Annotated in this window: 14 protein-coding genes; 8 read left to right on the forward strand and 6 right to left on the reverse strand. The window is 48.3% G+C overall.

Annotated elements, in window-relative coordinates; all coding sequences use genetic code 11:
* Nucleotides 1-355 precede the first annotated feature (355 nt).
* A complete protein-coding gene (locus tag ACJJI8_RS03615) occupies nucleotides 356-514 on the reverse strand; it encodes an ADP-ribosylglycohydrolase family protein (RefSeq protein ID WP_444907129.1) in 159 nt (52 codons plus the stop codon).
* A 249-nt stretch (nucleotides 515-763) separates the two neighbouring features.
* Between ACJJI8_RS03615 and ACJJI8_RS03620 the strand changes: the two genes are divergently transcribed.
* The 3 genes from ACJJI8_RS03620 (at nucleotide 764) to ACJJI8_RS03630 (ending at nucleotide 3,714) form a co-directional block, all read left to right on the forward strand.
* Nucleotides 764-1,093, forward strand: a complete 330-nt coding sequence (locus ACJJI8_RS03620) for a hypothetical protein (protein ID WP_444934302.1) — start codon at nucleotides 764-766, stop codon at nucleotides 1,091-1,093.
* Between the two features lie 758 nt (nucleotides 1,094-1,851).
* Nucleotides 1,852-2,391: a hypothetical protein gene (locus ACJJI8_RS03625; protein ID WP_282931061.1), complete on the forward strand. Its 540-nt coding sequence runs from the start codon at nucleotides 1,852-1,854 to the stop codon at nucleotides 2,389-2,391.
* 471 nt (nucleotides 2,392-2,862) lie between these two features.
* Nucleotides 2,863-3,714, forward strand: coding sequence for a universal stress protein (locus ACJJI8_RS03630; protein WP_413663505.1), 852 nt, complete (start codon nucleotides 2,863-2,865; stop codon nucleotides 3,712-3,714).
* A 67-nt stretch (nucleotides 3,715-3,781) separates the two neighbouring features.
* On the opposite strand, the gene ACJJI8_RS03635 is transcribed toward ACJJI8_RS03630, so the two are convergent.
* Nucleotides 3,782-5,428, reverse strand: coding sequence for an alpha-amylase family glycosyl hydrolase (locus tag ACJJI8_RS03635; protein ID WP_444934303.1), 1,647 nt, complete (start codon nucleotides 5,426-5,428; stop codon nucleotides 3,782-3,784).
* 270 nt (nucleotides 5,429-5,698) lie between these two features.
* Between ACJJI8_RS03635 and ACJJI8_RS03640 the strand changes: the two genes are divergently transcribed.
* From ACJJI8_RS03640 to ACJJI8_RS03660, 5 genes are all read left to right on the forward strand, one after another.
* Nucleotides 5,699-6,547, forward strand: a complete 849-nt coding sequence (locus ACJJI8_RS03640) for a DUF3014 domain-containing protein (protein WP_444934304.1) — start codon at nucleotides 5,699-5,701, stop codon at nucleotides 6,545-6,547.
* A gap of 397 nt (nucleotides 6,548-6,944) precedes the next feature.
* On the forward strand, nucleotides 6,945-8,942 hold the full coding sequence (locus tag ACJJI8_RS03645) for a DUF3857 domain-containing transglutaminase family protein (RefSeq protein WP_444934305.1): 1,998 nt from the start codon (nucleotides 6,945-6,947) through the stop codon (nucleotides 8,940-8,942).
* Nucleotides 8,943-8,945: 3 nt separating this feature from the next.
* The gene (locus ACJJI8_RS03650; protein ID WP_444934306.1) at nucleotides 8,946-11,117 is read left to right on the forward strand and encodes a tetratricopeptide repeat protein; all 2,172 of its coding nucleotides are present in this window, start codon (nucleotides 8,946-8,948) and stop codon (nucleotides 11,115-11,117) included.
* A 286-nt stretch (nucleotides 11,118-11,403) separates the two neighbouring features.
* On the forward strand, nucleotides 11,404-13,323 hold the full coding sequence (locus ACJJI8_RS03655) for a VCBS domain-containing protein (RefSeq protein WP_444934307.1): 1,920 nt from the start codon (nucleotides 11,404-11,406) through the stop codon (nucleotides 13,321-13,323).
* Nucleotides 13,324-13,354: 31 nt separating this feature from the next.
* Nucleotides 13,355-13,654: a hypothetical protein gene (locus ACJJI8_RS03660; RefSeq protein WP_444895935.1), complete on the forward strand. Its 300-nt coding sequence runs from the start codon at nucleotides 13,355-13,357 to the stop codon at nucleotides 13,652-13,654.
* 90 nt (nucleotides 13,655-13,744) lie between these two features.
* Here ACJJI8_RS03660 and ACJJI8_RS03665 read toward each other — a convergent pair whose 3' ends face one another.
* The 4 genes from ACJJI8_RS03665 to ACJJI8_RS03680 form a co-directional block, all read right to left on the reverse strand.
* Nucleotides 13,745-15,256: a tryptophan halogenase family protein gene (locus ACJJI8_RS03665; protein ID WP_444934308.1), complete on the reverse strand. Its 1,512-nt coding sequence runs from the start codon at nucleotides 15,254-15,256 to the stop codon at nucleotides 13,745-13,747.
* Nucleotides 15,257-15,392: 136 nt separating this feature from the next.
* Entirely contained in the window at nucleotides 15,393-18,257 is a 2,865-nt protein-coding gene (locus ACJJI8_RS03670; protein ID WP_444907118.1) for a TonB-dependent receptor, read from the reverse strand.
* A gap of 170 nt (nucleotides 18,258-18,427) precedes the next feature.
* Nucleotides 18,428-19,390, reverse strand: coding sequence for a glucokinase (gene glk / locus ACJJI8_RS03675; protein ID WP_282931051.1), 963 nt, complete (start codon nucleotides 19,388-19,390; stop codon nucleotides 18,428-18,430).
* Nucleotides 19,391-19,578: 188 nt separating this feature from the next.
* Nucleotides 19,579-19,887 (reverse strand): DUF1272 domain-containing protein, encoded by a 309-nt coding sequence (locus ACJJI8_RS03680; RefSeq protein WP_444934309.1) that lies wholly within the window; start codon nucleotides 19,885-19,887, stop codon nucleotides 19,579-19,581.
* Between the last annotated feature and the right edge of the window lie 64 nt (nucleotides 19,888-19,951).

Below are 19,951 nucleotides of genomic sequence, written 5' to 3' on the forward strand. Positions count from 1 at the left end.
GAGCACATCCTCCCTATAGGGGGCGTAGTAGATATTTGTGCTACAGGTCTAAATAGCGAAGATAATTTGGCTTTTAAGACCAAAATTTAAACAGACGGGAAAACAGAATCACTCACAACTCTAGCTTTAAATGCTTGAAGTAATGACGGTATGTGAGCACTTCTTAGCGATGACTCTAGATAGATAGAAATTAATACCCCAGATATTTCTTAGTTATTCCATGAGCATAATCGCAGTGTTCATCAAACTCACTTACAGGCCAATCTCGAAACTCCAGTAGATCCTGACCTATTTCTGATATCTCATCAGATAGCTCAAGTTGAGCCAACCAGTTTGCAAGAATTGCACCCACACCCTAATTGGCACCAATCAGGATTCCGCTAATAGAACCTGTAGAATCTAAATCGCCATCGTGATTAACAGCCATCAGCAACGCTTCTTTGAAGCTTGGAGCTTTAAGGGCACAGTAAACTGAAATAACAAGAGCCTCTTCAGCCACCCAACCTTCCCCCACCTGTTCAATCGCCCGACCTCAAGGTCTATCTCCACGAGCAAGCTCTTCAGCCAACTCTATAGCTATAGCGTCTCCATATGATTTGGATGTTTACACAGCTCCGTTATAGCTGTAGTAATGCCTTATTTACCGTAGTCTAGAGTAATATTGCATCCAGGATATCGAGAAAATCGACATAATCCTGCATTATGTGCGCTGGGCTTACAAGAAATTACTCGACTGTTCGAAAAGTGTAAATGGAGGCAGTAATTGAAATTTAGCAAGCGGCAAGTAACTTTTCTTTCACTTGCCTTATTATCTGGATTTGTTGCATGGTACGCACTCGGTGCTGCATCTTCTTGTGCTCATTTTGATATTAAAGATTTTTGCAAAGGCGTATTTACTGTTGCACAAGATGAAATGGTGCTAAGCGAAAAGTTAAACTGCTTCCGGCTAGCCGAGTTATCTAGTTCGCTATGCGACTACACTTTCAAACTGGGTATAGGTGCGCTAGCCCTGGGTATATCGACGTTAATAATTAGCATTAGAGAATTAATCCACTCAAATGTCGTAGACAACTGGAATATCGAAAATTCATAATAAATTAATGAAAGTCACTCCGACAGGGCTGGAGCTTCACTTCGCAGTTTCTCTGTAACGCTTAAACCTTTTATAGCGCGTTATGAGCCAAGTAGAATGAATAAAGAAATTGCTAATTGATAAACAGCATATAACTAGCCAATGAACTACACCTCTGCGACATTTCAGGGCTTACATTTTGTTTAACTACGTTTTAGGTACCCAGTACGGCTACCTTAATGGTCGGGAACTGGATTTGTGTCAGTTCAATCAGTAGCTAAAAATATATAACAAACGACGGTACAAACACATGTTTTGCGTTTTGATCTCTCTACCAGTCGCTAGCAAGAGGGACGGGCGTTAAACATAGAACCTTTCTAAAAACACTTCAATTTGTCACTTAAACACCCAAATCACTAAGTTTATCTACCTACCTCCTACAGTAGATGTGGCAATCTGCCATACAAAACCTGCTATGCATCTAAGCTATTGCGGTAGACAATTTTGATTAGTTCCTCAGACTGCAGGCTCAAGTTTTGGCATAGTGTATCTGAAGGAAACTGCCTTACAACTTGGCACCATAGCTTCATTCAAGTGTGATCTCACCTTATCAGTAGAGAAAGTAATGTATTTTCCTTGTAAACTTACCGGGCAGTGAACATGTAGTTCATTCCATCTGCACTAACTATAAAACCGCTCAGCCGGTAACTGAAATAGACAGCTAGGCTCGATCTTTACTGTGAAGCTTCAGCTTTTATATTCAAATTAAGGGGAAAAGGATGAAATTTTTCAAAGGGATAAAGGTGTTTTGCCTTGCAGTGACACTTTCAGCTTTATACGGATGTGGTGTCGCACACGTAAAAACAGACGTTCAAGCGCAAAGTTTTGAAGACTATAAAAATATATTAATACAAGATGTAAGGGTGTACTCAAATGAAAGTGCAGCCAAAAACAATAGTGCCCTACAGGAAAAAATGAAAAGTTGGGAGCTCCATACCCGCAGTGAACTCGAGGAATTTGCCAGAGAGAGCGATTATCAACTCGTCAATTCCTTAGATGAAGCTGAAGGCAAGACTTTGCTCGTTGATCTTGATGTGAAGGTTCAATACGGAAATCGCGCATTGCGCTGGGCTGTTGGCTTTGGCGCAGGAAAGGGAGGCGTTGACTCTGTCCTGACTGTTAAGGACTCCGAAACCGGTGATGTTAAATACAAGGCTCACGCCGATAGTGATCTGTCCGTGGGCGGTGCAGGTGGAGATATTGGCGCTGTACTTAAGAAAAATATCAAAGCGCTCATTGACCAGTATCGGGAAGTCTAAACCTTACGAATTGAGCACTAGGGACGCGCGTATAGTGCGCGCTCCCTCTTCACCGAGTAAGTTTCTTTGGGAAAGACTAAAAGAACCGATCACGGCTTAACTCAAAGAGCCTGTAGCCGATAGTTACTTATGGTGTTGTAGTTAGCCCCCCACTCTCTAGGTAATTCCAATCCCAACATACTCCAACCAGCTCTCAATAACGCTACCAGGCAAGAATACATTTCGAATTCTGGTCACCCGCATTTTGGTTGTAGTAGGGCTTGCACGCGCTACCTATAAACTTGATCTACCTCAATACCCCCACCCCCAACTTCGCCATTATGCGCAACAAAATTATTCGATGAGATAGGCGCCAAATTCGACAAATGGGACAGTCAGGTACTCGGGCTGACCACCCCATCATGATAGATTAGACCTCTTGGTCAACTGCAGGTCGCACTGGCCAGTAACACGCTTAGTTGAGGAGAAAAAATGGAGCAGCAAAGCACCGTATTCGTTGTAGTGGACCCTAACGATGAGAAGCATGTAGCTCTGGAGCGAGCCCTGATCACTTCACGTGGACGCAATCCTCAGCCGCGACTGGCTGTATTCGTCGCAGTTGATGGTGAAGCGGTGGATACCCGTGCAGTTAACGACCACCTATTTCGCGATGAGTCGTGGTTCCGTGAACAAATTCGTGAACCCATCTCAGAAGCTGGTCTTTCCTGTGAGATCACTGTTTGCTGGTCCAGTGATTGGCAGGCGGCCATCGTGCAGGAATCAAAGCGTTGCAACGCAGAAATGATCTACCTACCAGTACACGCGAAGAGCAGCCGTCGCTTTACTTTCGCCGAATCCAAGTGGCGAGTCCTGAAAACAGCGCGCTGCCCGGTAGTATTGATTCGCCCCGGCGCCAAGGACGAGCGCAAAGTTGTATTGGCTACCGTTAACTACCAGGCAAAAACCCTCGAGCAGCGCGAGCTCAATCGCCAGATCAGCGAACGCGCGACCTATATCGCAGGTCATTACGGGGCAGAGCTACACCTCGTAAACGCTTTCCTGGATTCCATGCTCTACCCAGATCGCGGTGCTTTGGCCAAGCTTGCCGATAAAACCGGTGTCCCCACCCATCGCATTCACGTAAAGCGCGGCTATACCAGTGATGTTGTTGAGGAGGTGGCCCGTGAGATCGATGCAGACTTGGTCGTGATGGGAACCATGAATCAGTACGGCGAGACCGGCTCATTCCTGCGTGGCAATACTGCCGAGCGTGTAATTGGCCAGTTGGACGTTGATGTGATGGTATGTAACCAGTTCACCACAACAACAATGAACAACGATTAAGTCATCCCATTTTCAAGGATGCTGAAAGCCCCAGCAGTGCTATCTGCAGGGGCTTTCTTTTTTGGATTTACTGCGATTTAGCAGATAGCAGTAGCAGAGTTCCCTCTGTATCGAAATTCACCCTGCCATCCTCAACTTTGGCTCGCTTACCCGAGTAGTAATCGGTCAGTTCGATACCATCGGCAAACACACCTTTAACTGATACGCTCTTCTCACCCGCGGACAGTTCCATCGCCACAACTACCGGCTGCTCACCAGATAAGGTGCGGGAGAATGTATAAGGCTTATCCTCCAGCTTCTGGTGTACACCAGCGCCAACTGCCGGGTGCGATCGACGAAACATCCCAAGCTTCTGCCAATGAGCCAGCAATGCACGGGTTTCCGGCTTTTCCAAGTCATCCCAGTTCATATTGGTGCGCATAGAGGCGTCGCCAAATGCGCGATCATCAATCATGGGGCGCGCCAGTTCATCACCGTAATATATCTGCACTGCACCGGGCGCCAACATCAGTTTACTTGCGGCACTCAGTGTGTGCTGACGCTCGCGGTCAAATGAGTGATGGTCATCGTGGGAGCCCAGATAATTCAGGACACCGAACCCTTTTAGTTCACCACTGTTCAAGGAGGAGGAATAGCTGGAGAAAATATCCTCCGCTGGCTTGCCCGCAACCTGGGCAAAATCGAAGTTAATCAGGCTGTCAAAACCGTACTGATAAAAGTCCACTTTCCGATCGCTATAATCGTAAGAGCGACCAACACTGGGACCAAAGTTGTTAACGCCGAAATGGTAAACCTCACCCACCATAAAGAAATTGCGATCGTCCAATTTCTTCTTCGGGTTCTCAGCCTTCCACTCCGCCAGGGCTATATCCGCTTCGTTTTTCAGTATTGCCCAGGCTTGTGGCTCTACGTGTTTGACGGTGTCCACACGAAAACCATCGACACCGTATTCACGCACCCAGTCGGTTAACCACTTGATCAGGTAATATTTGGGGGCGCGGGGATAGCCAGTGCGCTCGAAAAAGGCATCCAGTTCACGCTGCTCTTGCTGCAGGCGGCCTTCTTTTTTCCACTTTGCCACCAGTTGCGGCGGCAACTCGACATCTTTCTCGCTCTCCGTGAGGATATCCGTCAGGTTCGCGTGAATTGCACACTCAACATTGCCGGCATAGTCAGACCAGTCGCATTGCTGGCTATTGCGCAGCCAACTCGAGGGCCATCTGGAATCCTGTTCAGTGACTGGCCCGGTGTGATTGAGAATTACATCCAGCAATACGCGAATCCCCTGGCTGTGAGCTACCTCAATCAATTCTGCCAGTTCTGCTTCGGTGCCAAAGTTGGCATCTACGGCAGTCCAGTCCTTAGGCCAGTAGCCATGGAAAGCGTAGGTGCGTTTATCGGACTCATTGTAGCCATGGATGTTCTCAATCACCGGGGCCATCCAGATAGCATCGACTCCGAGATCATTAAAATACCCCGCTTCAATTTTCTCGATAACGCCGCGCAGATCCCCTCCCTCAAAGCCACGCAGGTATGCCGCATCGTCTTTGCGACCGTAGGGGAAGTCATTGCTGCGATCGCCGTTATTAAAACGGTCCGGCAACATAAAATAGACTGTCGCATTGCGCCAAAAAGGATCTACCGGCTCTGCAGCCACGGCAGCTTGTACACCACCCAGCATCAGGCCAATCAATAAGCTGGTGAATTTTCCCATTGTTCTCTCTTTTATTCGCCGCTCAGAATTATTCAGAAGCTCCCCAGGCCACTCTAATAGGCCCAGTAAATCAAACATCCTCCCGCGCGGGGGCGTAGGTGCTGCGCAGGGTATAAGACCGGCAATAAGGTTGTGCAATTACCCCATAGTAAAACTATTTTGCGAGCGGCGCTTTTGCAGAGTAATGTAAAACCAGCAGATCGCGAGAAACCGCAGCGCTTTGTCGTGGTCCAAGCGTCACATTCTGTTAGCAGTCAAAGGAGGCAGGGAATGTCGGAACAACAATCTAGGCAAGGGTGGATCATCGGCATTATTGTGGTGGTCGTTGTCGCTGCAGCAGCCTACTGGCTCTGGACCGGCGAGGAAAAGAAAAAAGATATTCCCACCATCGGTGTTGTCGAAGAACCCCAAACTGCTCCCGAGCCAGAAGCCCTGGCACAACCTGAGAGCCAGGAACCAGCCCAACCGCCCGAGGAGCCGGTCATTGAAGAGGAGCCCGGCAGAGAGCCGCCTCCCCCCCTGAACGATAGCGATAAGGCCGCATATGACGAATTAATGTCCTTGGCACCCGACGGCGCCCTGTCCCGCTGGCTGGTACCCGACGAAGTAATACGTAAATGGGTGGCCGCTGCCAACGCAGCATCCCGTGGTGAGCTGATTCACAAGCATCGCCCGCTGAAAACCATTCGCGGCCCCATCACCGTTACCGGGTCATCCGCTGAAGGCTACCAGCTCTCCCCGGAGAACTATCGCCGTTACGACCAACCAGTACGATTGTTCGCACTGGCTAACACTGATGCAATCATCACCTTGTATCAGTACTGGTACCCCCGTTTAGCCCAGGCCTACAGCGAGCTGGGGATTCGTAACAAGTCATTCCACCAAGTGGTGATTGGAGCAATCGACAATGTACTGGCAGCGCCAGATGTTGAAGGCCCTATTCAATTGATACGCCCGTCGGTGTATTACAAATTCGCCGATCCAAAACTGGAAAAACTCCCTGGAATACAAAAGCTGATGATCCGCATGGGCCCCGACAATGCAGCCCGGGTTAAGGAAAAGCTGAAAGAGATAAAGGCTAAGCTCGAAGAAATGCCCGTTCAGGAGCAAACCCAATAAACAGGTCTCAGGTCACTCAGCTTTCAAGCTGGGTGGCCTCCCACCTTCAAGATTCGGTTGTTTTTTAACCATTTTATCGCCTGGACACAACAATCCCTGCCTTCATCAATTTGAACCGCCGAAAAACTTATTCAAAACGCCAGCGGTCATACCCATCCGATACTCAGCCCATAGCCATTGGGGTATATTACCGGCTGTTCACTAAACGATCCCAACACCAAGCGGTAACGGAGCGCCGCAGCCAAACGGCAACAGGCACTGCCCTATAGGGAAGATCCAGGGTTCAACAGGAGCGAATCAATCGTAGGGTGCCCTGCGTGCCCCTTCTGCTTACTCCCCACCCAAGATCTATTCTGTCTCCGCCGGTATAGGCTGTAGATAACAATCGAGGCTCATTTTGAAATATCGTTCCTTCGGCCAAATTCTGGCTGTGACTCTCTTATTTGCTGTGTCGCTGGCCCAGGCTACCCCTGAAATTAACATAGCCCCAACACCCACTTGGGTGGATGCCGTCGACCTCTCGAGTAGTGTTGCCACACCCGAAGGCAGTGTTAGGTATCACCTGAGCAACTCCCAGATATCCCATACGAACGAACAACACCAATACTATTTTCAGTTGGTGATGGAGCCCCTCAATCAGCAGGGGGTTAAACAGGTATCGGAACTGAACATTAGTTTTTACCCCGCGTTCCAGCAGCTGGTCGTTCACGAAATTACCGTCACCCGCAATGATCAAGTGATTGATCGCCTGGACAAACAGGACTTCAAGTTATTCCAGTCTGAGCAGGAGCTGTCCAGCAAACTCTACTCTGAAATGTGGAATGCGCTTTACATTCTTGAGGATATCCGACCCGGTGACAAAATCTCCTACGCTTATACACTCGAGGGAAGCAATCCTATTTTTGAACGCGGGGATTTTGGTACTTTCTACTTGTCATGGCCGGATGCCATCGACAGGCGCTATGTGAAAATTACCAGTGACAACAAGCTCAACTACCGTTTTAACAATGAAAAAGTACCGGTGAACGTTACCCGCAATAACGACACTTACCAGTACACGCTGGACCTGAAGCAGGTATCTCCGATACTTCAGGAGGGGGAATATCCTCACTGGCATGACCCATTCAACTACATCCAATATTCAGGCTATAACAGCTGGGCTGAAGTAAACGACTGGGCAATGACACTCTACGATATTGACCTCTCCCTGCCACAGGAACTCACCCGGCAATTGGATCAATGGCGCGCAGAGGAAGGCCTTGAGGGAGCTGTCAGCAAGGCTATTGCCTACGTTCAGGAGGATATTCGCTACTTTGGGATCGAGTTTGGAATCAACTCACACCAACCGCGAACGCCGAGAGAGACTTTGGATAAGCGCTATGGCGACTGTAAAGACAAGGCCATATTAATAACCGCCATGTTGTCTCACCTGGGGGTTAACTCTTACCCCGCTTTAGTGTCTTCAGGACGCGGTCGTGACCTTGCCAATGATATCCCCTCTCCCAGTTCATTTGATCATGTAATCAGCGTCATTGAGCTCAATGGACAAGATTATTGGGTTGACGGCACCGCTTCCGGACAGGGCTCCAATATCAAGAGCAAAGGCTTCTTTGATTATGAATTGGCGCTCCCCATTCGAAAGGGAACCCGAGCATTAAAACAAGTAACCACGATTTATCCCGCCAACGGCACTCTGCAACTGGATGTCACCGAAAATTTTGAAATCAATGCCGGTGCCAATACCGCAGGGCTAACTGTTGAGTCCACCTACAGCGCTCTCAAAGCGGAGCAGATGCGTCAATTTTTCCAGTCAGCAGACTCTGAATACATAAAGAGTAATTACGCAAACTTTATGGCAACTTACTACCCCGGTATTGAAATCACATCCAATATCAAGCACCAGGACAATCGGGGTGAAAATGTACTTCAGGTATCGGAGCTATATGAGATCAGTGATTTTGCCGAGTTGAACTCTGCTCGGAAGATTTTCTCACTGTATGGCTCCAGTATCGCCTCTTATATTACCAGCCCCCAGAAGCGTATTCGCCAGAGCCCATTAGCGCTGGCACATCCTGTGGATATCAACCACAAAGCAGTAGCCAAAATTACTGGAGAGGTTTTGTGGAGAGAGGAATCCCAGGATCTACAGATAGACAATCCCTGGTTCACCTTCTCCAGAACCTCCGATCATATTGGCAATAACATCTCGGTGAACTACGCCTTTAAATCCAAAGCGGACCATGTCCGCAATACGGATATTGCCGAGTATATGGAGGAACTCGATAAACTGGATGAAGCACTTCAATATCAGTTCTGGGCCAAGGGCGATAATTCGAATACTCAGGAAACCAGCAAGGCAATGAAAAACCTGGTTAAGTCACTGATCAGGAAGTAAATAATGAAAAAATTCCTTTTTGCCCCCGTTATTTACTTACTGGCCTCTTGTGCGGCCCACACTTCCATCGAACCCGGCGATAGCGAAATAAGGCTGCTAACCGAACAAATTGCTAGCGCTCCAGATACAGTTGCTTATGAAGATTTCTGGGTTGCCTATCTTGAGTCTCAGCAACCCCTGAATAATATCGCGGCCAGAGAGCGCTACCAGGCGGAGCTATCCGCGATTGAATCTGGGGATAAATCTTGTGAAGCCGTGGACTGGAAGGCCGTAACAAACAATAACATCCTGTCACTGACGCCCCATCTCAGCGCTGCAGAATGCTATGAGTCTGTGGGACAGTTAGAAGCAGCCAACTACCATAAAAACCTATTTGAATTTATTGCTACTGGTATCCTTTCCGGACGCAGTGGTGAGTATAGCTACAGTGCCTTTGAGGTCGGGAGCTGGGCAGATGCAGAAGACCTGCTCACCATATCCGGCTATGAAATTATTGATAGCTATTTTGAATTTGCAAATAGTCGCAATGCTATATACCGCGTTTATAACGTAAAGGAAGTAGGCGGCTATCAGGTATCGAAAATCTACTTCGATAATGCCCGCTTTCTACATCGACTGCTCGCGATCCGGTATCCATTTGCCGGCACATCAGATCAGCTCTATACAGATGTGATCCAGGTACTAGCCTCTACAGATTATGCCGCTCGACACGCCGAAGGCATTGTGTTTCATGCGGAGGGGCAGTATCCACAGGCTGAACAAGCTTATCTGGACGCTATTGTTATGGGGTCCATTTCCGCCAATATCAGTTTAGGGCGGCTGTGTCTCAGTGGCAAAACTGAAAAATTCGCAGTTAACGAGTGCGCACAATTATTTGTTACTGCTGCGGACCTGGGGCTCGAAGAGGCGAAGGTTTACCTAGCCTATATAGCCTTTATGGGCCTGGGAATTGATCCGGACAAAGAATTAGCAACTTCACTACTCTCCAGTGCCGAACAACACCTGAAAAAGGGCCAGGCGGAGTATGAACTCTACTCCCTTTTTGCGTCAGAGGAATTTAACTCAGCTAACGAATCCGGTGCTGCACAATTCTTGCAAGCCAGCGCTAATAAAGGTTACCCCGTAGCCCACTTTACCCAGGCTATTGGTTACCTTGAGCAGAATAATTACTATCAATTTGAAAAGCTTATTCAAAAAGCTTCCGATAGCGGCTTTTCACCAGCCCAGTTTTTTTACGCCAGCTACCTGCTGGAGGAGAAAAAAGAAACCAGTGGGGGCATGGCACTTCTCAATGAGGCCGCAATTGCAGGAAACCCCGCCGCACTCTTTGAGAGAGGGCGTATCACACAACTAGGCGCCCATGACCAACCGGTTAATATCAAACAATCTATCAGGGACTATCAAGCTGCGGCATATCGCAATCATCTTCCTGCACAATTAAAAATGGGGATCCTGCACTCCAAGAATATTATTGCAGATGCCAACGCCGATATTGCCTATGCCTGGTATTTATTGTGTGGACGGGCCGGCCACCTGGAGTGTATTACCAATATGGGTTACTCCGCCGAAAATGGTTATGGAGTGGAACAAAATCCGACCCATGCAGCACAACTTTATAGGCTCGCAGCTGCGGAAGGTTCAGCCAACTCCAGTGCCAGGTTGGCCGGACTCTACGAGGCAGGTAACGGAGTAGAAAAGGACCTGGAACAGGCAATCTATTATTACACTCAAGCAGCAGAGAGGGGATTAGCAAGCGCTATGAATAAGCTGGGGCTCATATATTTGGACTCCGGTAGTGATTCTTTCAACAACTATCCCGAGGCTCTTCATTGGTTCGAGCAGGCAGCGAATCAAAATTCAAAGTATGGATACTTTAACCAAGCCCGTATGTATGAACAGGGGCTTGGTGTAGAAGTTGATCTAGATCGAGCAATGTCACTCTACGAGGAAGCCTCAAAGAGAGGGCACGGCATAGCTTCACTGAAAATTGCTGAGGCCTATAGTCAAGACGATAATCCAGGCAAAAACCTTGATCAGGTACGTTACTATTTGAAATTAGCTACTGAACAGAGTGACGACCAACAATTGAAAAAAATCCTGGAAAACTGCGCTGACACAAAAGATTGCAATGTCTCACACTTAAAACAGTTTCTGAGTGGACTCCCTGCAGAATAAGATTATTTTTGCGGTCGACTATTCACAGCGAATAGTTGACCGCGTTCAACTTTATTTTGCCAACAGGCTCCCAAACCACTCTTTTTCCTACCTTAAAATCCTCAACTATTTTCCGACCTATTTTCTTTATTTTTATTGAAAAAATTTCTAGGTGCGACCGATAGCACCATTTTTTGCTCAAGCAAAAGATCAGCCTCAAAAGCAAGCCAGCCATCACAGAATATGACTGACAGCTCTTTATACTCCGCGCCAATTACATTTGGTTTAACGGATCTATCGAGGCGATATGACCTATTCACTGAAGTTACTCACGGCTATCAGTTTATCTGTATTTCTTACTGCTTGCGGTGGGGGCGGAAGCTCCGATGACAACGAACCTGACGGCACTCCAGTAAGCAGCGATAGCGATTCAGGGGCAAACTCTGACGGCGATGATGACGATGGCAATACTGGCTCTGATGATGACAGCTCCAGCTCTGATGATGATGACAGTTCAGATTCGGATGACGACGACGGCGATGACTCCCCTAGCATAAGCGGTGACAGCGGCAGCGTCAGTGAAGATGTCGAGACAACGGTTTCAGGGCAACTGGTCGATAACTCAAACAGCAATCAAACCTTTGAATCCGGAAATTTTCAAGGGACTTACGGAGAGCTTGAAATATCCAGCGATGGCAGCTGGACCTATACCTTGGACAGTGAACTATCCGATCCAATTGCTGGCTCAGAATTAGTGACCGACGCATTTAATATTGGTATCGGCTCCAGTGATTCAGAAGCCACTATATCCATTTCCATAACCGGTTACGACGATGCCTACACGTTCAACCCCGCCAGCCCACTGGCCACTTTGATTGTTGAAGGTAAGGAATTTTCTTCAGGAACATTCCTTTTGGAGGATGTCGATGGCAATACTCCGGAGTTTGTCGAGGAAACTCTTAACGGATCCTACGGCGATTTCAAGTTATACAGCAACGGAGATTGGGAATACAGCCTGAATGATTCTGCAGACAGTTTAAAAAATGGTGAAACGACAGAAGATACCATTTCATTCCAACTTAGCGATGGCATTACTCAATCGATTACCTTCTCTGTCGTCACTTTAGAGCCTGATGAAAGCAGTATCGTATTCATTTTCATGAACTTCTCTGATGCTGTACCTACAGATACCACTGATATCTCTGATATTGCAAATATGGTCTTTAACGATGAAGACTCTCTCGATAATACCTACCTAAAGAATTCATTGGGACAACTAAAATTCCTGCGTCATCGCATCAGCGACAGCTCCCTGGAACATTACTGCTATGGAGAAGGTAGCAATGAAGATAGCTCCATCGACTGTATCAGTTACAACATTCCGGATAACCAAGACGGTGGCACTCTAAGTGTTGACGATGCGGCAGCCCGCTCCAGCCAGGGAGGAGAATATACAGACGGAGGATACACTTGGCGTGACAATGCAACAGAATGGGCGGAAACCAATTTAGTTGATAACAATAACAACCCTATCAACCTAAGCGACTGGCGCCACCGTGTTTACATCTACCCACCAAAGGCCAAGAGTGCTGGGCTGGTTGGGGCTGGTGTCGCCTCTGTTGGTGGTAAGTGGAGCATCGTTACCGCTTATACAGACCAGATAATAATGGGCCATGAACTTGGCCACAATATTGGACTCAGCCACGCAGGCAATGATGACAACAATGATGGCGATACCTTCGATAGTGGCGAAAGCGAGTATGGAACAGATGGGAGCTTTATGGGGAATGCCTGGACTTCGCGCTTATTTGGCAGTGGTCACCGAGAGTACATGGGCTGGTATGATTTATTCCCTGAATATACCCAAACGGTAACCCAGAACGCCGGCAGCACCGAAGAGGTGGAGATTGAGGCTATTGAGCTGACTGCGGGAGAGCTCTCAGGAAACCTGCCCCAGCAGCTGAAAGTTGAGAGTGCGGGTAGTCAGAATGGAGAAGACTACTACTACGTGAACTACCATGTAGGCCATGACATACTGAACCCATCGTCTCATATGGAAAATTCAGTATCCGTTCATTATCTCGATAATAGACTCTTTAACCATGTAGCAGAACTCAAGGAGCCAGGAGATAGCTTTAGCGACTCAAATATTGGCTTAACCATTGAGTTTCAATCTATGGCCTCAGACAAACAGTCGGCCACTATCTTAGTCAGTTACAGTGATTAGACTATAAATCCATTACCGCAGGATAAATACTATGAAAAAGTTCATTCTAATAGCGTTTGCATTGAGCTTCTCCCTGTTTGTACAAGCAGAGGAGATTGTAACTGGCACCTTGGAAGAAATTATCTCTGAAGATTTTGAAACGGGAAAATCCGAGCGTAAGTTTTCCCTGAAAGATGAACAGACTGGCCGCTACTTTTTCCTGGATGCCGATGAGGCCAAGCTCAAAGGTATGAAATCTGGAGATCGGGTTAAAATTCGTGGTGAGCGTGGGGAAAAGCACATACTACGTATAAAAGAATCAGAGAAAATAGAAGTAAAGGATAGCGAATAGTCATTTATTAATTTAAAACGATTCACCTCCCTATCTTATTAAAGTGGAATAGTGCTCAGAGATAACCCGAGCACTATTCCAGATTTTCTTCTACCCCACCCTTAATTGATTTAACTGATCCATGTGCGGCATAAAGTTCAGAGCACAGCGGCGGTTAAAATCCTTGATTTCTTCCAGTTTATATTTGTGTGCAAACTCATTACCTGGACGCAACTGTTCCTGCCCCGGGTAAATCCCCTTGCCAGTCAACAGACAATTCCAGGATACATTCGGGAAATAGACATCCAGTTTTTGATCCAGTAGTTCATCAGTAATATTCTTGCCTGCCATCCAAGACATCAAGATTGAACGCAGGGAGGGAGATATCTTTTCATTAGTGCCATTGGCAATCCAATAATCCGTATCTGTTCTCGAACTAATACGATAGTGACAGACGATATAGTCCCGCACCGCATCAAAACGAGCGCTGATACGATTATTAAAGTCATCCCTATACTTATCTGTATGATCACCACTGTTATAGGCCTCTATAAAGCGCACAACAGTCTCCTGAACCATATCCAGCGCCGTTGCCTCCAAAGGCTCAATAAAGCCTTGGGAGAGCCCCACCGCCAGGCAGTTCTTGGCCCAGTGTTGGGCAACCCGACCCACCTTGAAATTTAATCTACGCGCCTCGACATCACTGTCTAGCAAGCCCAAGTGAGCGCGAAATTCCGTTTCTGCCTTGTCATCGTCGACAAAGCGAGAGCTATAAACATAGCCGTTGCCATTGCGATTAGTCAGTGGGATTTTCCAGGCCCAGCCATATTTCATCGCAGTAGAAATAGTGTGCGGTGCATACTCCCTTTCTTGGTCCGTAGCAAATACAACCGCAGAATCGTTAAACAGACTATCAGCGCTACTAATAAATGGAACCTTCAAGGATTGTTGTATAAGACTTCCACGGAAGCCGGAACTGTCCACATACAGATCCGCTTTGAGAACCTCACCATCAGTAGTTTTCAGGTAATCAATATTTCCCTGTGCATCGAGCATGGCGCCAGCCACTGTCGCCACCTTATAGCGAACGCCTTTCTGTTCTGCAACACGACGCAGGAACTGGCCCAATAAACCAGAATCAAAATGGTAGCCATAGGCAATTTCAAAAGGGAAGTTTTCTGGCGCGACCGGGGATAATTTTTGCCGAATCATCTCAGTTGCCAGAAAGAAGTGATCCGGATGCCCCTCCAGGTCAACGCCCTTCCTGCGCAGGTAACTATTATGAAAAAATGCCGGGATAGTAAATTGGTCAGGCTGGCCAACAAAGGGATGAACATATTCGGTAAAGCCCGGTTTAACCGACCAATCCCTAAAAGTAATTCCCACTTTGTAAGTAGCGTTACAAGCTGGCATCCACTCCGATTCGCTAACCCCTATAGTTTCCATAAAACCTTTTAGCGGCGGAGTTGATCCCTCCCCCACACCGATAATTCCAATATCAGGTGATTCCACCAGGGTGATTTCAAACCCTTTATTCTGCCAATGGGTCGCCATCAGATTGGCGGTTATCCAGCCAGCGGTACCCCCGCCAAGAATAATTATTTTTTTGCGTTGATTGCTCATGGCGACTCTCAAAAATTCGGCACCGCACTTATTGCCGGCCCCTTTAATATTTTAAAAAAAAACCGCCCGGCAAGCGTAGCTCAGCGGGCGGTTTCTTATCACACCTTCAGTTTTACACCGAAAGAACCAGCGATACTTAGTAGCTATAGTTCAAGCCGAGGTAGAATTGACGCCCAAACTCAGTATATTCACCGAGGACACCATCTACTCCATATGATTTCACATCAGCCTCATCAGTAAGATTGTTCGCTGAGAAAACCACATCGATACCATTATCAAATGCATAGGATATCTGAGCATCAACGGTAGTGTACGCCTCAGCTAAGGCCGGAGTAGAGCCTCCCGGTATCGGCATAATCAGGATAAATTCATCCCGATAGCGAACATTGACGTGGGAGCTGAAATTACCGATGTCCCAGAATACTGTAGTGCTCCAGACATTTTCAGAGAGGCCCGGCAACGGCAGGTTTTCACCATAGAGGTTACCGCCACTCACTTCGGTTTCACTCTCAGTATATGAATAGCTGGCGGTCATACCCAAGCCAGCCCAAATACCCGGCAACTGATCAAAGGTTTTGGTACCCGCAAGCTCAATGCCTCGAATATAACCACCCTTGTCGTTGTTCACGTAAGTTTCGAAAGCGCCGGCTTCCAGACCAACGGGAATTTCAATGCCCAGGGAATCAAACAGCGCCGTTCGATCTGCCTGGCTATCCAGGTAGATATACTGCTTTTCTACCAGGCTTTCGATATCTTTCCAGAAAATGGCTGCAGTTACCGCACCGCCATCTTCAAAATAGTGCTCATAAGCCAGGTCAAACTGGTTTGCACGGAAAGGATCGAGGTAGGGAGAACCTTTGGTCCATACATTGTATTCAGTATCGTTCGTTTCGTTATTAACGCTGTTCCAGGAACCAGCGCCGCCTTTCAGCTGCCCAACCGGTGGACGACCCATCACTTTAGCTGCAGCAAAGCGAATGTAGTCCTGCTCGGTCAGCTCAAAGTTCAAGTTAAGGGAAGGCAAGGTGTCTGTGTATTCGGGGCCGTACTCAACATAGTCGAAGCTATCTGAAGTTACACCCACGTCATCAGTAATTTCGATACCATTGCCGGCACCCACATTTTGGATACCGCTAGACTTCACATCGGTTTCAACAACCCGTACACCGAAATTACCAGTTACTGGAATGCTCCCCAGCTGAGTATCGATATTGGCCATCAAGTAGTAGGCAAAGACTTCCTCTTTCATCGTCCCGGACTCAACGAAAGTCCAGTCCTGGCTAAATACCTTTTTACCTTCGTAGTTACCAGCTCCAAAAATACTGGAAGCCAGGGCATCCATATCGTTGACTACGAACTGTGGTATCCCGCTGGTGGATTCAACACTCACATAGCCGTCCAGTAGTTGCGGCTCACAATCGATGTCGGACAGGTTATCCGCACAGTAGCCATTGAATTGGCCATCGCGGCTACCGTAAAGGAAGGCTCCACGCTCAGAGTCAAAAGTGCGCTCAGAGACACGGAATCCTGCCTCAATAGAGGCAATGGCTCGCCACTCCAAATCGAACTTGTAATCGAACTTGAAGGCTTCCACCTTATCGGTGTACTCGTGGGGGTATTCTTCGTAGCGCGACAAACGCATGGTATCCAGATCGGTAAAATCTACACCGGAGAAAACGCCTGAGGGAATACCATCGCCATTGAGGGAATAGGCAAAGCTCTGCCCAGCAGCTTCCTCCCAGGTATCTAAGTTACCATCGTCATCGTAGGTCAGGTCGTAAGCGTGCATGGACACAATCTGGTCCTTGCGCGTCTTGGTGCCCTTACTGTAGGAGTAGTCAACGGCCAGGGTGTGGCGATCACCTAAATTCCACTCCAGGTTTAGACCAATACTATCGCTGTCCGCCTGGGTGGATTGATCCTCAGAGCGGGATTCAAACCAGGGGCTGGAATCATCAGTTGTCTTAGGGTCGGTAATAATTACCGTACCATCGGTAACCACACCGCCATTCACTTCGGTATCGGAAAGGGTGTAAAAGTTTGTATTGGCCAGGCCACCAACCGTAATACCGTGGCGAGTATCAACACGCTCAAAGTCAGACTTAAAATAATCTAACTGGGCCTTGAAGCTATCGGTAGGCTCGAAAACGACGCTGGCCAGGTAACCATTACGAGTATCGGTACCATCACCGGATTGCCACTGGAACGCTCGCGGTAAAGCATCTTCACTGCCATCACCATCGAAATCGTTCCCTGGCTCATAACCGATTTGGCCGTCTGCACCCGTGCGGGACTTTACAAAGCTGTTCGGCTGCTCAAGGTGAGAATAACCCAGGGCTACGCCCACCTTGTCATCCATAAATTTACCCATGTACGACAGGGTGACGCGCTCACCGAATTCGTCGGCACCGACGTCGTCTGCTGCATCGTTATACGACATACGCACATTGGCATTAAAGTTGTGTTCTTTGTCGGCGTCGAGAGGATTGGCTGTTTTCAGCTCTACAGAGCCCGCTACACCACCTTCAATATGAGAGGCTTTCGGAGTCTTGTAGACCGCTGCCTGATTAATCAGCTCAGCTGGGTACTGGTCAAAAGACATCCAGCGAGTACTTTCGGTATAACCACTGGTAGAGGCCTGCTCGCGACCATTCAAGGTGGTTTGCAGGAAGTCGCCGTTCATACCGCGGATATTTAGCTGTGAGGACTGACCGTTGGATCGCACGGTGGTTACGCCGGGCAGACGACCCAGGGCATCGGCGATTGATTGGTCGGGAAGAGATGACAGAGCGCCCGCATCTACCACATCGGCCACAACATCGGCGGCGCGCTTGGCTTCAACTGAGTCCAAAACGCTGGTGCGAATACCGGTAACTGTTACTTCTTCCAGTGTTTCCTGCTCCTGCGCATAGGCCCCAACCGAGGTGGACACGGAGGCCGCGATGGCAGCAGATAGCAAAGTGGGTCTGAGCGCCCCTTTACCTTTATTGGATAGACTCATCATCTTCTCCCTGGACTTATCGTTATGTTGAGACCCTGCATCCTAGGGCGGCCCCTAATCCATAACATCCTCCCCCGAGGGGGGAGGAGACGGGAAAAAGTGTGAGATCAATCACAGGTGTAATTTAATACACGTTTGTCAGGCCATAACCCAACAAAAGTACCGAGTAATTACCCCTCAAGCTGTACTGCAGCGCCAATCAGAGCCTGATAACCCGCATTCAACGCGTATACCGGAACGGCCTCCATCCATTGAGCGACACGCCCTTTCGTCAGGAAACGCTGCTCAAACTCGCTCTCAGGTAGCAGTTCAGCGATCCTGGGCAGTATACCACCCCCCAAAAATACCCCGCCACGAGCGCCCATATACAAGGCCGCATCCCCGGCCGCACTGCCGAGGAAATTGAGGAAATCTATCAGAGCTTCACGGCACAGCGGATCTGAACCTTCAAGGCCTCGGGCGCTGATATCGGGGGGCGTCAAGTCCTCAGCGATCTCTCCGTTCAGCTCGCAAACTGCGCGATAGAGATTAACCAGCCCATTGCCCGACAAAACCCATTCGTTGAAAACGGGTAGCTGGGTTTTCATCAGGATTTGCAGCAACTGCAATTCACGCTCAGTGGAGACTGTCAGGTTGGCATGCCCGCCCTCTCCCGCCAGCACATGGTATCGGCCATCGGCTTCAGCCAGTCCGGCAACACCGAGGCCGGTTCCGGGACCGAGCACCGCCATAGGGGCACCTGCCTGCCGGGGAGTATCGCGCAGTACCTGGTAATCTGATTCGGCCAGACGGGGCAGAGACTGAGCCAAGGCGGCAAAATCATTAATCAGCTCTAGGTGGGGAAAGCTAAACTCTTGCGCCAGCTCGCCGGCGTCAATAGTCCAGCCCAGATTGGTCATATAAACCTTTCCACCTGTTGGAGTCATCTCCAGCGGACCGGCTGCTGCAATACACGCCTTCTCCGGGCGCGGCTGGTTTAACCCATCGAGCCAGTGCTGTAGTGCTGCATCAAATCCCTCGAAGCGTTGGCAATCAACGACTTTGAGTTCTTCCAGCTGGTAACCCTCTGCTACAGGCTTGGCGATGGCAAATCGGGCGTTGGTCCCACCGATATCCGCTACGATACTCGTCATAGTTATCCTTCTAACTTCCCCCTAAAAAAGGCGATATAACTTAAGGCGTCAGACAAAATATTGCCAGCCCCAAAGCTTACTACAGAGGACAACTCACCCTAGAAAGAAACCGCATGGCCCCAGTTTGACCCAGATAGACCTGCCGAAATACATTGCTTGAAACTACCTAAATGCTTTCAGTCACCTTTTTACCGGTCCGCTGGCGGGATACTTTTTACTTGCTGAACGAATACTTGGATCTCTTCCTGGCTGTAAGGCGTATTCACCCGCTTTTTTGAAGCCGGCTGATATTCGATGCTCACCCCATTGCGCCGTGCACTTTGCGGGCGAATCGGTCGTGAACAAAAGTTACCCCCGCAGTTTGGGCACACATTATTCAACAGCATCTCAACACAGAAGCGACAGAAGGTACATTCGTAAGTACAAATCATCGCCTCTTCTGAACTCGGTGGTAGATCCTTATCACAGCTCTCGCAATTTGGCCTTAATTCCAACATGAATTACCTCCCCTAACTTAAAATTTTGATCCAAACCGATAATCTCCATCAGCCCCTGAACCTT

The organism is Microbulbifer maximicatervae (SeqCode) (genome assembly GCF_052467695.1).

Bases quoted from the DNA above. Each gene is read 5' to 3' on its own strand.
- ACJJI8_RS03650 (WP_444934306.1), top strand. From the start codon at position 8,946: ATGAAAAAATTCCTTTTTGCCCCCGTTATTTACTTACTGGCCTCTTGT.
- ACJJI8_RS03660 (WP_444895935.1), top strand. From the start codon at position 13,355: ATGAAAAAGTTCATTCTAATAGCGTTTGCATTGAGCTTCTCCCTGTTT.
- ACJJI8_RS03635 (WP_444934303.1), bottom strand. From the start codon at position 5,428: ATGGGAAAATTCACCAGCTTATTGATTGGCCTGATGCTGGGTGGTGTA.
- ACJJI8_RS03680 (WP_444934309.1), bottom strand. From the start codon at position 19,887: ATGTTGGAATTAAGGCCAAATTGCGAGAGCTGTGATAAGGATCTACCA.
- glk (WP_282931051.1), bottom strand. From the start codon at position 19,390: ATGACGAGTATCGTAGCGGATATCGGTGGGACCAACGCCCGATTTGCC.
- ACJJI8_RS03625 (WP_282931061.1), top strand. From the start codon at position 1,852: ATGAAATTTTTCAAAGGGATAAAGGTGTTTTGCCTTGCAGTGACACTT.
- ACJJI8_RS03640 (WP_444934304.1), top strand. From the start codon at position 5,699: ATGTCGGAACAACAATCTAGGCAAGGGTGGATCATCGGCATTATTGTG.
- ACJJI8_RS03665 (WP_444934308.1), bottom strand. From the start codon at position 15,256: ATGAGCAATCAACGCAAAAAAATAATTATTCTTGGCGGGGGTACCGCT.
- ACJJI8_RS03630 (WP_413663505.1), top strand. From the start codon at position 2,863: ATGGAGCAGCAAAGCACCGTATTCGTTGTAGTGGACCCTAACGATGAG.
- ACJJI8_RS03670 (WP_444907118.1), bottom strand. From the start codon at position 18,257: ATGAGTCTATCCAATAAAGGTAAAGGGGCGCTCAGACCCACTTTGCTA.
- ACJJI8_RS03655 (WP_444934307.1), top strand. From the start codon at position 11,404: ATGACCTATTCACTGAAGTTACTCACGGCTATCAGTTTATCTGTATTT.